Origin of the sequence: Microcoleus sp. S13_C5 (assembly GCF_036700845.1) — a bacterium.
Lineage (GTDB): Bacteria > Cyanobacteriota > Cyanobacteriia > Cyanobacteriales > Microcoleaceae > Microcoleus.
The window spans coordinates 1-14,188 of sequence record NZ_JAUBPR010000148.1 but is presented as its reverse complement, the minus strand read 5'-3'; the positions used below and the strand labels follow the sequence as shown (position 1 = coordinate 14,188).

General features: G+C 47.5%; 12 protein-coding genes. 10 read left to right on the top strand and 2 right to left on the bottom strand.

From position 1 onward, the window contains the following. The first annotated feature begins 259 nt into the window (after window positions 1-259). From QUA04_RS25650 to QUA04_RS25640, 3 genes are all read left to right on the top strand, one after another. Window positions 260-1,660, top strand: coding sequence for an NB-ARC domain-containing protein (locus tag QUA04_RS25650; protein WP_333262508.1), 1,401 nt, complete (start codon window positions 260-262; stop codon window positions 1,658-1,660). A gap of 199 nt (window positions 1,661-1,859) precedes the next feature. Next, complete coding sequence (locus QUA04_RS25645) at window positions 1,860-2,441, top strand: 5-formyltetrahydrofolate cyclo-ligase (RefSeq protein ID WP_333262505.1); 582 nt, start codon at window positions 1,860-1,862, stop codon at window positions 2,439-2,441. A gap of 95 nt (window positions 2,442-2,536) precedes the next feature. Continuing rightward, window positions 2,537-3,316 (top strand): fumarylacetoacetate hydrolase family protein, encoded by a 780-nt coding sequence (locus tag QUA04_RS25640; protein ID WP_333262502.1) that lies wholly within the window; start codon window positions 2,537-2,539, stop codon window positions 3,314-3,316. 52 nt (window positions 3,317-3,368) lie between these two features. Here QUA04_RS25640 and QUA04_RS25635 read toward each other — a convergent pair whose 3' ends face one another. Both QUA04_RS25635 and QUA04_RS25630 read right to left on the bottom strand, forming a co-directional pair. Continuing rightward, complete coding sequence (locus QUA04_RS25635; RefSeq protein ID WP_015176109.1) at window positions 3,369-3,842, bottom strand: Tic20 family protein; 474 nt, start codon at window positions 3,840-3,842, stop codon at window positions 3,369-3,371. 142 nt (window positions 3,843-3,984) lie between these two features. Further along, window positions 3,985-4,182 carry a hypothetical protein gene (locus QUA04_RS25630; protein ID WP_006631916.1) on the bottom strand — a complete coding sequence of 66 codons (198 nt, stop codon included), beginning with the start codon at window positions 4,180-4,182 and terminating at the stop codon, window positions 3,985-3,987. 168 nt (window positions 4,183-4,350) lie between these two features. On the opposite strand from QUA04_RS25630, the gene glyA reads away from it, so the two are divergent. The 7 genes from glyA to QUA04_RS25595 all read left to right on the top strand — a co-directional run bounded on the left by glyA (window position 4,351) and on the right by QUA04_RS25595 (window position 13,771). Next, on the top strand, window positions 4,351-5,634 hold the full coding sequence (gene glyA / locus QUA04_RS25625; RefSeq protein ID WP_333262498.1) for a serine hydroxymethyltransferase: 1,284 nt from the start codon (window positions 4,351-4,353) through the stop codon (window positions 5,632-5,634). 454 nt (window positions 5,635-6,088) lie between these two features. Then, on the top strand, window positions 6,089-7,144 hold the full coding sequence (locus tag QUA04_RS25620) for an MraY family glycosyltransferase (protein WP_333262495.1): 1,056 nt from the start codon (window positions 6,089-6,091) through the stop codon (window positions 7,142-7,144). A 90-nt stretch (window positions 7,145-7,234) separates the two neighbouring features. Then, the gene (locus QUA04_RS25615) at window positions 7,235-8,491 is read left to right on the top strand and encodes a competence/damage-inducible protein A (RefSeq protein ID WP_333262491.1); all 1,257 of its coding nucleotides are present in this window, start codon (window positions 7,235-7,237) and stop codon (window positions 8,489-8,491) included. A 299-nt stretch (window positions 8,492-8,790) separates the two neighbouring features. After that, window positions 8,791-8,928 carry a hypothetical protein gene (locus QUA04_RS25610; protein ID WP_006631912.1) on the top strand — a complete coding sequence of 46 codons (138 nt, stop codon included), beginning with the start codon at window positions 8,791-8,793 and terminating at the stop codon, window positions 8,926-8,928. A gap of 112 nt (window positions 8,929-9,040) precedes the next feature. Continuing rightward, a complete protein-coding gene (gene aroQ, locus QUA04_RS25605; RefSeq protein WP_333262488.1) occupies window positions 9,041-9,481 on the top strand; it encodes a type II 3-dehydroquinate dehydratase in 441 nt (146 codons plus the stop codon). A gap of 167 nt (window positions 9,482-9,648) precedes the next feature. Then, complete coding sequence (locus tag QUA04_RS25600; protein WP_333262484.1) at window positions 9,649-10,797, top strand: ADP-ribosylglycohydrolase family protein; 1,149 nt, start codon at window positions 9,649-9,651, stop codon at window positions 10,795-10,797. A gap of 418 nt (window positions 10,798-11,215) precedes the next feature. Next, window positions 11,216-13,771 (top strand): HDIG domain-containing metalloprotein, encoded by a 2,556-nt coding sequence (locus tag QUA04_RS25595; RefSeq protein WP_333262481.1) that lies wholly within the window; start codon window positions 11,216-11,218, stop codon window positions 13,769-13,771. The last annotated feature ends 417 nt before the right edge of the window (window positions 13,772-14,188 follow it).

Sequence of the window (14,188 nt, the reverse complement as noted above, 5' to 3'; positions counted from 1 at the left end):
AAACCTTTTAAGTGGACATATAAGGGTAAAGTCTTGGCTGTCTAATAGTCTGTGTATTTACGCCGAGGTGTACTAGTTTAACCCACAGGAAGTTATTTGGTTTTTATAATTATCTTCTAATTATGAATTTATCGGAGTAATAAAATGTCAAATTTTATCAGCAATTGAGACGAGCGATCTGTCAGAAATGTCATAAACTGTCATAAAATATCATAAAAAGTATGATAAAATAAGAAAAAACCCTACACCTACTCGACCAATGGACGTTAAAGAAGTCTTGAGATTTGCCGAGGATCTGGTTTTCGCCAAAACAGGAGAACACTTAAACGATCTGCAAGAAGCTATCTTGCGGGGTGCATGGAAAGGTCAAAGATACTCTAAAATTGCAGAAGAATCTCACTGCACTGAAGGTCATGTCAGAAATGTGGCTTCTGAATTATGGCAAGTTCTTTCTGATGTCTTAGGTGAAGAACTGAATAAATCAAATTTTAAAACAACATTAGAAAGATGTCGATTCTCAATTATTTCATCAAAGTTTGCGAAAGACGGTACACAAATTAATAATGTCAATGTTTGTGGAGACACTTTGCAACCTCCCGAAGTTCCAAAAGATCGATCGCCCTCCACCCCCACCTCAGACACCTCCCAACCCCAAACCAGACTAGACTTAGCAGACGCACCTCATATTTCATCATTGTGCGATCGCACATCCGAACTCGCCACCCTAGAAAAATGGATCGTTCAAGACAAGTGTACCCTTGCAACAATATCAGGACTCAGCGGTATCGGCAAAACCGCACTTTCCCTCCACCTCATCCAAAAAATTCAGCATAACTTTGAATACGTCATCTGGCGAAGTCTCCGCCACTCCCCACCGTTAGAAACTACCCTAAAAAATCTCCTAGAATTTCTCTTAAATAAACCCGAAATCGAACTCCCTACCAGCATTCCCGATCGGCTTTCCCTGTTAATGGAATATCTGCGAAAAAACCGCTGTCTCATTATCATCGACGACGTGCAAACCATTCTCAGCAGCGGACAATTAGCAGGAAATTACCGCCCCGAGTGCGAAAATTACAGCATCCTCTTCAGACAAATCGGAGAAACAACCCACAACAGTTGTTTAATCCTCAACAGTTGGGAACCACCCAGAGAAATAACCGCCTTAAAAGGAGAAAAATCATCAGTTCGCAGCTTACAACTCAAAGGCCTAGGTGCAGCAGCAGCCGAAATTTTCAGACAAAAAAGTTTACTCAATCCAGAAAAATGGGAAAACTTAATTAACGCCTACCGAGGCAATCCATTGTGGTTAAAAATAGTCGCCACCACCATTCAAGAAATATTCCGAGGTAGAGTTGCAGAATTTTTGAAATATGATATGCTATTCTTAGGGGAAGAATTGACAGCAACATTGCACCCGCAGATAAATCGTTTGTCAGAATTAGAGAAAAAACTCATCAGCCGCCTCAGCGGGGAAGCAAATTCAGTTTCAATAGAGCAATTGCTACAAGATGCCGATTTATCGCCCTCTGAGTTATTCAACGGGGTGCAATCTTTGGGGAGGCGATCGTTAGTTGAAATAGAAGAACAGGAGAATGAAACGCTATTTAGCGTTTGTCCTGTGATGAGACAATATGTAATATCAAATCCAGTTTGTTGATACTTTCCGACAGTCCGACAGTCCGACAGTCCGGCAGGGATTGAAACCCCTGCCTCACAGCTAAAGTCGGTTAAAATCGACCACGGAATGTGATGAAAATGCAATTAATTGTAGTCCTCTTTTAGAGGACTTTCGCTGTGAGACAGGGGTTTTCAGCCCCTGTCGGACTGGAACTAAAACGAGAGATTCGATCGCTAATATGAATACTCCTGAACCTTCATTAACTAAAACCGAATTAAGAAAATCGCTCCTCAATACCCGCAAATCCTTATCAGCACAAGAATGGAGACAAAAGAGCGATCGCCTCTGCAATCACCTGCAAAAGTCGCCCTTACTCACCCAAGCAAAAACAATCCTCGCCTACTTCAGTTGTCGCCAAGAACCAGATTTAAGTCCCCTATTTGTAACTCCCCGCCAATGGGGATTTCCCCGCTGTGTCGGCAAAGAGCTATCCTGGCACATCTGGCAGCCTGGAGATGCTTTACATACTGGAGCTTATGGCATACTCGAACCCCTGCCGGATGCTCCTAAAATAGACCACTCAGAAGTAGATTTAATGCTCGTACCCGCAGTAGGCTGCGATGTTCGCGGCTATCGCTTGGGCTACGGCGGCGGCTATTACGACAGAATGCTCAGTTTAGCTGAGTGGGAATCAAAAGTTACGATCGGCATTATCTTTGAATTTGCCTTGCTGGCCCAACTACCAGTTGACTCCTGGGATCTACCGCTGCACGGCATTTGTACAGAAAGCGGTTGCAAAATTGCACAGCGAAAATCTTAAACGGGTATAAACAAATTAATTTTCCGCAATTATGCCTATATCCTCTTAATCTAGAATCTAGAATCTAAAATCTAAAATCTAAAATCTAAAATACTATGGCCCAGCGCTACGTTCGAGTTAAAACAACACAAGGACACATCCATTACGGTTTACTGCAACTGGGCCACAGCGTTCAAGTATTTGATGCACCGCCCTGGTTAAAAGGACAACCAACCGATTTGGAACTTTCACCAGATACTTACCAAATTCTCGCCCCGTGCTCTCCCTCAAAAATTGTAGCCGTAGGCAAAAATTACGTCGATCACGCCGCCGAGATGGGAACCCCAGTACCGGAAGAACCCCTGCTGTTTTTCAAGCCTCCGAGTGCTGTCATTCCTGCAGGTGGAGCGATTCGCTATCCGCAGCAGTCGGAAAGGGTAGACTACGAGGGAGAATTGGCCCTGGTAATTGGCGAACATTGTACCAACTGCACTCCCGAACAAGCACACAGCAAAATTTGGGGCTATACGATCGCCAACGACGTAACAGCCAGAGATTTGCAAAAGCGGGACAACCAGTGGGCGAGGGCCAAAGGGTTCGATACTTTTTGTCCCTTGGGGCCTTGGATTGTCCGCGAACTGAGTCCTGCTGCACAATTGCAGACTTTTGTCAATGAGAGCGAGCGACCGGTACAGTCATCCCAGATCGATCGCATGGTTTTTTCGCCAGACTTTCTCGTCTCCTACATCAGTCAAATAATGACCCTAATTCCCGGCGATGTGATACTGACGGGAACGCCGCAAGGAGTAGGGCCGCTACAAATAGGCGATCGAGTCAGAATTGAAATAGAAGGCATCGGCAGTCTTGAAAATACAGTAGTTATTAGTAATGGGTAATTAGTAATTATCACCAACAACTGTCAACGGTCAACTGCCAACTGCCAACTGACTAACGTACCTGCATATAAACAGCATCCGAAAGCGGAGGAATCTCTGCATATCGTCCCAAAAGCGACTGAACTACGGCATAGACAAATGCAGCAAAAGCGCCCAAAAACACCATGTTATACAGAGTTTCCGCAATAAATGCGACTTGTAAGCCTTTAGAAAAAATCGGCAAAACCAGACCGCACAGCATCAAAACAATGTCTAAAAGAATCGCCTGCATCGCATTAAAACGAATGAAGTGACTGATGTTTTCGTTTCTAACTACTCCTAAATACAGAGCAAAGAAGATAATCAAGCTAGCAAAGGGCAAACTATAAATTTGCATCAATGGAGCTAGCGGTATCAACAACAGTTGCAGGACAGGAAACTGTGTAAACAGAAACCTGCCAAAGGCAAGCCCGTCAACCAACGGGAGCAAATAAGGCAAAGAAGCAAAAATCCGGTCTGGAACAGTTGTAGATCCGCGCCAAGTCATAATGAACTCTCCTGAGTCGATCGATTAACTATTAATTCCATTAAACTCAGGATAACGCAGCAGCAGGGTTTGTGTTTCGACTCTGCCGGAACTTGCTTTTTACTCAGCAGGGAGCAGCCTCAACTACCAACGGCAGGCTTTCTTATTTAATATTGGCAATGACGAAGCCCATTTGACACTCGTACCGATCGGGCAAATTTTCCGTAGGTTTAGCAACTGGATGTCCGCAGCGAAGCTCTCCACCACTCCAGCGCGGTTGGCCAGTGCGATCTGCCAGCAAACAACTTTGGCAAACACACTGAGGGGCAAGCATCTGATTTTCCATTAAAATGACTAACATTTGATACCTCCGGCAGGTTTCACACCAGTAATTTCATTGTATGTCAGGAGTTGGGGACAAACGGCTTACCCTGAACACAACGTAATATTTATATGAATGGTGCGAAATCCGTAGTACGGTATAAGATCCCCAATTCCCAATCCCAAATTTGTCAAGAGGTTGATTATTGTGACGGACACTAACTTAGAATTCCTTTCCAAAACCGATCCGCTCATTGCCGATTTAATCGGGCAAGAGCTGCAGCGGCAGCGAGACCACCTAGAACTCATCGCCAGCGAAAACTTTACCTCCGCAGCGGTAATGGCAGCTCAAGGCTCAGTGCTGACCAATAAATACGCCGAAGGACTGCCAGCAAAACGGTACTACGGCGGCTGCGAATTTATTGACGGCATCGAGCAAATCGCGATCGACCGCGCCAAAGAGCTATTTGGAGCCGCTCACGCCAACGTCCAGCCCCACTCCGGCGCTCAAGCCAACTTTGCAGTATTTTTGAGCTTGCTGGAACCCGGAGACGGAATTATGGGCATGGATTTGTCCCACGGCGGACACTTGACCCACGGTTCGCCGGTCAACGTATCCGGCAAATGGTTCAAAGCTTTTCACTACGGCGTCAGCCAAGAAACAGAACAGCTTGACTATGATGAAATTTTGGCACTCGCCAAAGAAAACCGACCGAAATTGCTAATTTGTGGCTATTCAGCATATTCGCGAATTATCGACTTTGAGAAGTTTAGAGCGATCGCCGACGAAATCGGAGCCTACCTGCTCGCCGACATCGCCCACATCGCCGGGTTAGTCGCCACAGGGCACCACCCCAACCCCCTCCCTCACTGTCACGCAGTCACAACCACCACTCACAAAACCCTGCGCGGCCCCCGTGGTGGCTTGATTATGGCCAATGACCCGGAATTAGGTAAAAAATTTGACAAAGCAGTTTTCCCCGGCACTCAAGGTGGTCCCTTAGAACACGTCATTGCGGGCAAAGCAGTAGCTTTCGGCGAAGCATTAAAGCCTGAATTTAAAACTTATTCGGGTCAAGTAATTGAAAATGCACGCGCTTTAGCTGCACAGTTGCAGCAGCGGGGTTTAAAACTCGTTTCCGGCGGCACGGACAATCACTTAATGCTAGTTGATTTGCGCTCGGTAAATATGACAGGCAAGCGAGCGGACCAATTAGTCAGCGGTGTGAATATTACTGCTAATAAAAATACCGTGCCTTTCGATCCGGCATCGCCATTTGTCACCAGCGGTTTGAGACTCGGTTCGCCGGCCATGACCACCAGGGGAATGGGAACAGCAGAATTTACCGAGATTGGCAATATTATCGCCGATCGCCTGCTAAATCCAGATGATGAAAGCGTCGCCGCCGACTGCCTGCGTCGAGTAGCAGCACTGTGCGATCGTTTCCCCTTATATCCCCACTTGTACTTGAAAGTGCCGGCATTAGCTTAATTTTCCTGATCGGCAATGGGGAATTGGTAGTTGGAAGTGTACGGGTAAAAGGGTAAAAGAGCAGGAAAAGATTGAGAGTTGCCGGTAGCGATATTGACAAGCGGTTTTCACCAAAAATATCGATCGCCAATACGGTTTTTAGTAAAGATATTTGTCGGGCGGGGCTGGTTTGACTAACGGTATTTGCCGGTTGCGAAAGATACCGCTCAACTGGCCCCGCTCGCCAAATATCGACTTTTTTGCTCGCGAAAAAGTCGATATTTCAAATCGTTAATTCGAGAGTTATGAATGGAAAACCTGACAATTCGCCCCAGGGCAACTGCCATTGCGGCAAATCTCCGACTCCCAAACCCCCAGTCGCTCTTCAAGATGTTTCCTTGTTATAAGCCATCTGAAATGTAGTAGACTCTGCCTGACAGACTAATTGCCCCGCACTATTTAAAATTGATTTCAGATGCCGTACCAGTATCTGTACCACATACTCGCTTTTCTGGTTTCTGCGATCATCGTCCTCTGGAGTACGCCAATAGTCAAAAAAATTGGTCTCAAAAGCGGGCGAGTCGATCGGCCAGGCGAGCGAAAAGTCCACAAGCGCCCGATGGTGCGCTTGGGAGGAGTTTCCATCTTTCTCGGCACTATCACTGCCCTCTTATTTGTCTGGCTCTCAGGAGGCTTCATCGATGCTAGCGGACAAGTTCTCAATCCCAAAGACGAATACGAAATTTGGGGAGTCACCCTCGGCGGCATCGGATTCTTCCTCATCGGTTTAGCAGACGACCTATTTTCGCTCTCGGCTGTAAAACGCTTGCTCATGCAAATTGGCGTATCCAGCATCGTTTGGATGGCAGGCGTACAAATTGAGTTTCTCACAGTTCCCTCCCTGGGACTGACTAATATTGGCTGGCTGAGCTTGCCAATTACCGTGATTTGGCTTGTCGGCATGGCCAACGCCATCAACTGGATTGATGGTTTAGACGGTTTAGCTGCCGGAGTTTCAGGGATTGCTGCAGTTGTGATGCTGATTGTCAGTCTGGCGATGCACCAACCGGCGGCGGCCCTGATTGCAGCGGCTTTAGCTGGGGGGGCCTTGGGATTTCTGCGCTACAACTTCAATCCGGCTCAAATCTTTATGGGGGATGGCGGGGCTTATTTTATCGGGTTTACTCTCGCTGGAGTGGGAGTAATTGGGTTAGTTAAAACTACCGCTGTTACTTCTGTGTTGCTGCCATATTTAATTTTAGCAGTACCGATTTTAGATATGTCGGCGGTGATTCTCGATCGACTTCGCAACGGCAAGTCACCGTTTATTGCTGACAAGCGCCATCTCCACCACCGACTTCTACAAGCCGGACTATCCCATCGATTTGCGGTTTTATTTATTTACTCACTGACACTGTGGGTGGGAAGTTTAGCCCTAGCTTTTTCGCTTCCCAGCGGCGTAATTTACGCTATGGGTGCAACAAGTTTGCTGGGATATGCTAGCTGGAAAGTTTGGAGACACGCTCGATAGTTAGTTGACTGTTGCCTGTTGACTGTTGATTGTTGTCATTCCCCAATTAATTTCCCAATCTAAAATCCAAAATCTAAAATCTAAAATTGAATGGTTGCTGAAATTATTTGTGTTGGCACTGAATTGCTGTTAGGCGATATTCTTAATAGCAATGCCCAGTTTTTAGCCAAAGAATTAGCGAGCCTGGGAATCCCTCACTACTATCAAACAGTGGTGGGGGACAATCCAGAACGTATCAAACAAGTGTTAGAAATCGCCGTCAGTCGATCGCAGCTTTTGCTCTTCACGGGAGGCCTGGGTCCCACACCAGACGACCTCACAGTCGAAACGATCGCCGATTTTTTTGGGGTTCCTCTGATCGAAAAGCCGGAAATTATCACAGATATCGAATACAAATTTGCCCAGCGGGGACGCACCATGAGTCCCAGCAATCGCAAACAAGCTTTAATTCCAGAAAGTGCGGACATTCTGCCAAACCGCAGCGGTTCTGCACCGGGCATTATTTGGCAGCCGATTCCCAACGTGACTGTAATGACATTTCCCGGCGTACCGGCGGAAATGCACTTGATGTGGCAAGAAACCGCCGTTCCTTACCTGAAAAATGGTGGCTGGTGCAGCGAAACTATTTACAGTCGCACATTAAAATTTTGGGGGATTGCTGAGTCGGCATTGGCCGAAAAAGTAGATAGTTTTCTCAATTTAACTAATCCTACTGTGGCTCCCTACGCCAATCACGGCGAAGTCAAACTGCGGATTTCGGCCCGCGCGGAGTCGTCCGTGGCTGCGAAAAACTTGATTGAGCCGATCGCACAACAGTTGCTGCAGATTGCTGGCCTAGACTGTTACGGTGCCGATACCGATACCCTCGCCTGGACTGTCGGTAAATTGCTGCTGTTGGCTGGCGAAACTCTTAGCGTGGCTGAATCTTGCACGGGAGGCGGGTTGGGAGCGATGCTGACTGGTGTTGCCGGGAGTTCGAGGTACTTTTTGGGCGGAATTATTTCTTACGACAATCGGGTGAAGGAAGGATTATTAAATGTTAATCCGCAAGATTTAGCCGAATTTGGGGCAGTCAGCCACCAAGTGGCAAAACAAATGGCTGCGGGAGTGCGATCTCGCCTCAACACCAGTTGGGGATTAAGCATTACAGGCATCGCCGGGCCCGAAGGCGGCACAGACGCTAAACCTGTCGGACTGGTTTATATCGGTTTAGCGGGCCCCCACGGCGACGTAGAAAGTTTTGAATATCGCTTTGGCGATGCCAGAGGCCGCGATTGGATTCGGAATCTGAGTAGCTGTACGGCGCTCGATCGACTCCGGCGTAAATTATTGTTGGCAAAAGCGTAGAAAAAATCCTACGATTGGTCAATTGTCAACAGTCAACTGTAAGCTTAAGCTTTATTTAACACTCTCTACTCCGATATAATTCGGCAATTTTCCTTTTGCCTCTTGATTATCTGTAAAGATTCGTTATGATAATAAGATAGGACTGATTGGCCAATATACTGACTCTCTCCATTGCTCAAAATAACCAGCAAGCGAGAAAGCAAGTTTGACCTTTGGTTTCAAAGTAGTGCTTGCTTATTTTCAGATATTTAGCCGTCGGTTTAGCAATCTAGACTATAAAAAAAGGAGCTATCCGTTCAATGGAAGACATTGAAAAGGTGCTGGAACAAATTAAAGAATGGGTTCGCAAGCTGATAGAAGGACTGCTGAGTCCCGAACCTGAACCGGAACTCGAACCGATTCGTATTCCTGTAAACCAACCGAGAAATCGCAGGTAGTCGGGACTGAATTAGAAGTTTGAGGTTTAAGGTTTGACGTTTGAGGTGGCAGGGTGGTTCTAAATACCATGTCCAAACTCTCGTAATTTTTGTTGCGCGGGAATTTTTAAAATTGTTAAATATCCTGGTACTTCACGGCCCTAATCTGAATCTATTGGGTCAGCGAGAACCTGGAGTTTATGGTTCTGCGACTTTAAATGATATCAACAAATTGCTAGAACGAGAAGCGCAAGCCCTCCAGGTGAAAGTCTCAATTCAGCAGTCTAATCATGAAGGCGTCTTGGTGGATGCAATTCACTCGATGTCAGGGCAGCACCAAGGCTTATTGATTAATGCTGGAGCTTATACTCATACGAGTGTGGCAATTAGAGACGCGATCGCCGCTGTGAATATCCCTGCCGTAGAAGTTCATCTGAGCAATATTTACCGGCGGGAAGCTTTTCGGCATCACTCGTTTATCGCAGCGGTGGCGATCGGGCAAATCAGCGGTTTTGGCTCAGAAAGTTATCGGCTGGGGCTGCAAGCTCTAGTTAGTTACCTGATTAAAAATTAAAAATTTACCGATTGTAGCGATCGGATGAGGGCAGGTTTTAGATGGAAAACCAGCCCTTATATGTTTGGGTTGAATTCAAATTAATCACAAGAGTTAGGCAAAGAAGCAAACCAGGAAGAATTCTAAATTACCAATTACCAATTACTAACAACTTGAGTTAAATTCAAATGCGGCATTCCCTGTTGAGCAAGTTTCAAGGAACCATCCTGGGGGCAGTTTTAGGAGACTCTCTAGGCCTGCAATACCAGAGGCAACTCGTGGGTATTCCCCCCCAAACAGAAGACTTGCAGCCGATTTTACAACTGACGAAACACCAACAATTCACCCCAAGAGGGGCAACATTGGCGTTGAATTCTGTCAACAGTAAAATCCCAAGTGGCAAAGACTCATCCGAATCCGGGAGACTTGCGGTAGCGTGTGCTCAAAGTTTAATTCGGTGTAGGGGTTTAGATTTAAAAGATTGGCGCGATACTTGGCAAGCATTTGCCAAGTCGGAAATCTACCATCCCGGCAACAGTGAGTTTCAAACCCTGCTTAACCCTAGTGAAGCTGCCGTTGCTGCGCTGCCATCGGCGATGTTTTTTCACGAAAATAAAGCCAAGCTGCGAGAAAAAATCATGCTGGCGATAGAGGTTTGGCACAACGAAAACCAGCCAGAATGGGAAACAGCAATTTTAGCAGTAGCATATATGATCGCCCGAGCTCTTAAAGAAAGACTTGACCCGGCGACAGCGATCGAGCAAACACTTGCCTACCTGAAAACAGATAATGCTTTAACAGAGCTGCTGCTGCAAGTGCAAATACTACTAGAAAAGGGAGCCGATTTAGAAAGAGCCGCCACTCATCTGTGCAAAAGCGCCACAGCTTTGCGAGAAAGACAGGGCGAAGGTGAGAAAAAATTACAAAGGGAGTCAATTGTCAACCCAGGAAATTTCATTCCCATTGCCTTAGCTTTCTACTGCTTTTTGAACACCCCAGAAGACTTGCGCTTGTCAGTGGTGCGCGCTGCCCGCTGTGGTATAGCCGGACAAATAACCTGCGCCTTGACGGGAGCTTTGTCTGGAGCCTATAACGGCGTTGCTGGGATTCCTGTAGAATGGCGACAGGTATCTTCGGCTGAGGTTAAATCGCTGCAGCTAGCTGAGGGCCGAGAACCCTCGCTCTGGGGAACGGGCAGCGATGCAAAAATTGTAGAGTTAGCAAATAACCTGTTTGCTGTTTGGGCAGGAGTTTACAGGCCCGATGCCGGACTGGATTCTGCAGGGCTAGCCCGATCGGTGGCTGCACCTTATGTCATTAGACCTCGTAAAATATAAAGGTTGGAGCTTTTAACGGTAAGGGGAAACCAGAAATTAGCAATTAGCCATTAAAAAGTCAAAAGCGAAAGTTGAAGGAGAGCGACAATTAAAGATTAAAAAGTGAAAAATTAAATCGGACGCGCCTGCCCCAAAAAACCGGGTTTCAACGAGAATATGGGGTTGGGAAACGAAGAATCTACGGATAAACAAGGTTTTTAGCCCTCGCGGGCGAGTTCTGTTCAAGAGGGACAAGGGAAGGAAAGAAGCTGCTTGCGTTGTTGGCCACCGTTAGGAAAGCCAACTTCTGGCGATAGTCAGGCAAAGCAGTCTGGGGGGTTGAATATTCAGCCAGGGTAGTTCGGATAAAATCAATCAAGATGCATAGTCAGAAATTCTGACAAAGCTGCTGGATAACAGTGATATATCTTCGACACAAATGAATACGCTCTCCTCATTGATGCGGCAGATTGAGCAGCTAGGGGCTGCGCGCTCACTGCGCCAACACATTGCTAAAGTGCAAAATGGCAGCAGCAAAGCAGATACCTCACGCGCTGGCGGGCCTCTCCTGAGCCGTTTGTCGCGCCAGAAATGGCTTCTTCCCGAGACTTTTACTACTAAATTTACAAGTAAAACCTCCAAATCAAGCCTCAAAAATCAAGCTCGTTCCCCTATGTTGGCGCTCGTAGCGGTAGTTTCCCTAAGCAGCACTCTGGGTCACCGCTTCTACAACCAGCCGAAACTGGATGTGGGAACGAAAGCTCCTCAGACGATTAAGGCTCCTGATACTGCTAGCGTCCCGGATTACAAAACTACTGAAGAACAGCGGAAAGCAGCGCGGATCGGGGCTGTAGCGATATTAATGCTAGATCCTGCGGTCAATCGACAAATTTATCAAGAATTGCAACAATTTTTGCAGAACGGGAGCGATCTACGGGAGGCGGTAGGCCCGTTTCCGTTTGCGAAGTCCTCGGCGCTCTCACTTGCTGCACAGGTTTACTTGCGGAGCTGTCCAGAGTGGGAGTGGCGCTCGATTTTGGCGCAAGCGGGGGACAAAAGTGCAACTTCCCAGCGGTTGAGTTTGGATTCCCCCGCAGTTGCTGGGCAGACGGAGAACAAGTCTCGGCAGGATGCTATCGCTCAACTGCAAGCTTACAGCCGATCGCTCCCGGCTGCAGACTTTCAAAGCCTGACAGACAGTATTTCCTCTGCTCGCCGACGCTATCTCAATGCTGTGGAGGCGCTGGAAAAACCGTCGGTTCCCGGACTCCCCCAGATATACGATACTTCCCTGTTTGAGTTGTCCGAAGCAGCCTGGCAGAAAACCCAAACAGGCATGAATCGCGCGGCAAAAAGGATGGTGGCTCAAGGTATCCTGCAGGGGTTGCCTAAAGAGATTTTGAAAGAAGCTGTGAAGCTGCAAGTGGCTGATGAAGTGCCGTTAGAGTCCCAAGCTTTGGCGGTTGAGGGTTTAACAGCGATTTTGCAGCCAAATCTGGTGAGAGATCGGGAGGAAACCAAACAGCTAGCTGAATTAGCGGCGCAAAAGGTGAAACCGGTGATGATCGCAGTAAATCAGGGCGAGATAATTGTTGCACAAGGACAAGAGATCTCGCAGCAAGATTTCGTGTTGCTGGACTATTTTGGTTTGAGCCGGCGGGGGGTGAATTGGCTAGGGCTGACGGGTTTTGTTTGTTTAGTCGCGGGGGCAATTGCGATCGTACTGCTGGTGGAAAGGCACTACCGCTTGCGCCGCAGAGATCATTTGCTATTGCTGCTGCTGACTTTGAGCGCGCCGGTGCTGGTGAGTTTGGGACTGCCTTGGACGAGTTTGCCGGCGATCGGGATTTTAGCGGGCGGCTTCTACGGTTCGGCAGTGGGAGTGACTGTGGTGGGGCTGCTGTCGGCGCTGCTACCCATTGGCTTAAATGTGGACTTGATTCATTTGGTGGCTAGCGGGGCGGGCGGATTGTTGGGCGCTTTTATGGCCGGGCGGCTGCGATCGCGCGAGGAATTGGCTCTTTTGGGCGTGGCTGTCGGCTTGACTCAGGGTACGGTTTATCTGGTGGGGACTTTGATTGCCAGCGCGGCTGCCGGTGCTATTTGGTACGTCGTACTGGGTACGGTGGGCGCGCAAAGTTTGGCCGGTTTGGCTTGGAGCGTTGTGGCGATCGGCATCAGCCCTTATTTGGAACACGTTTTTGACTTGATTACGCCGATCCGGCTGGCGGAACTTGCCAATCCCAACCGCCCGCTGTTGAAGAAACTGGCTGCCGAGGCTCCGGGGACTTTTCAGCACACGCTGTTTGTGGCGAGTTTGGCGGAGGCTGCGGCCCGGGAACTCGGCTGCAATGTTGAGCTGGTCAGGACTGGGACATTATACCACGATATTGGAAAAATGCACGACCCGCTCGGGTTTTGTGAAAATCAAATGGGCGGGGCAAACAAACACGATGAAATTAATGACCCTTGGGCGAGCGCGGAGATTATTAAAAAGCACGTTACCGAGGGTTTGGTGATGGCGCGAAAGCATCGATTGCCGAAGGCAATTCAGGCGTTTATTCCCGAACACCAAGGTACAATGTTAATTGCTTACTTCTACCACCAAGCGCAGCAAATTGCTGCAAAAGAAATAGAAGATTTAAAGATGGTTTTGTCAGATGCGGATAATTCAAAGTTAACAATCGCAAGTCGCCAAGTGAGGGAGGAGGATTTTCGCTACGATGGGCCTATTCCGCAGTCGCGGGAAACCGGGATTCTGATGCTGGCGGATTCTTGCGAGGCTGCTTTGCGATCGCTCAAGGATGCTACTCATGAAGAGGCTTTGAATATGGTTAATAAGATTTTGAGGGCTCGCTGGCAGGATAATCAGTTGATTGATTCGGATTTGACGCGGGAAGATATGTCTCTAATTGCGGAGATTTTTGTGCGAGTTTGGGAACAGTTCAATCACAAGCGGATTGCTTATCCTAGCGCAGTTTTTACTCCCAGGTAGGAGGAAATTTTGAGTTAGGAAAAATCAGTTCGCATTTCAGTTGTGAATGAGATTTCATTGCGATTTTCCCCGCAAAGCGCCATGCACTTCAGGATTATCGCTGACAATTACCACAGGTTGTTTGATTCCTCAAAATTCCGAAGAGTCGATATCTCTTTCGCCAAGCTAGGTGCGATCGCAATTTTTGCCAGTCTGGGGCATCGATCGCATTTGCAAAAGCGATGATAGTATCTACAACCGCAGCGCGGTCAAGAATCCAGCCGATTTCTGGTCGTTCCTACATCACAAATAAATTTTGTGACCCACATTCCGCAGATATTCAAGCAGAAGGAAAGGAAGGTAGATTCGGAAACACAAAACTCCCAAACGATTGCCGTGCAATCGTTTGGGAGTTTTTAGTGTATAATAGATTTCTGC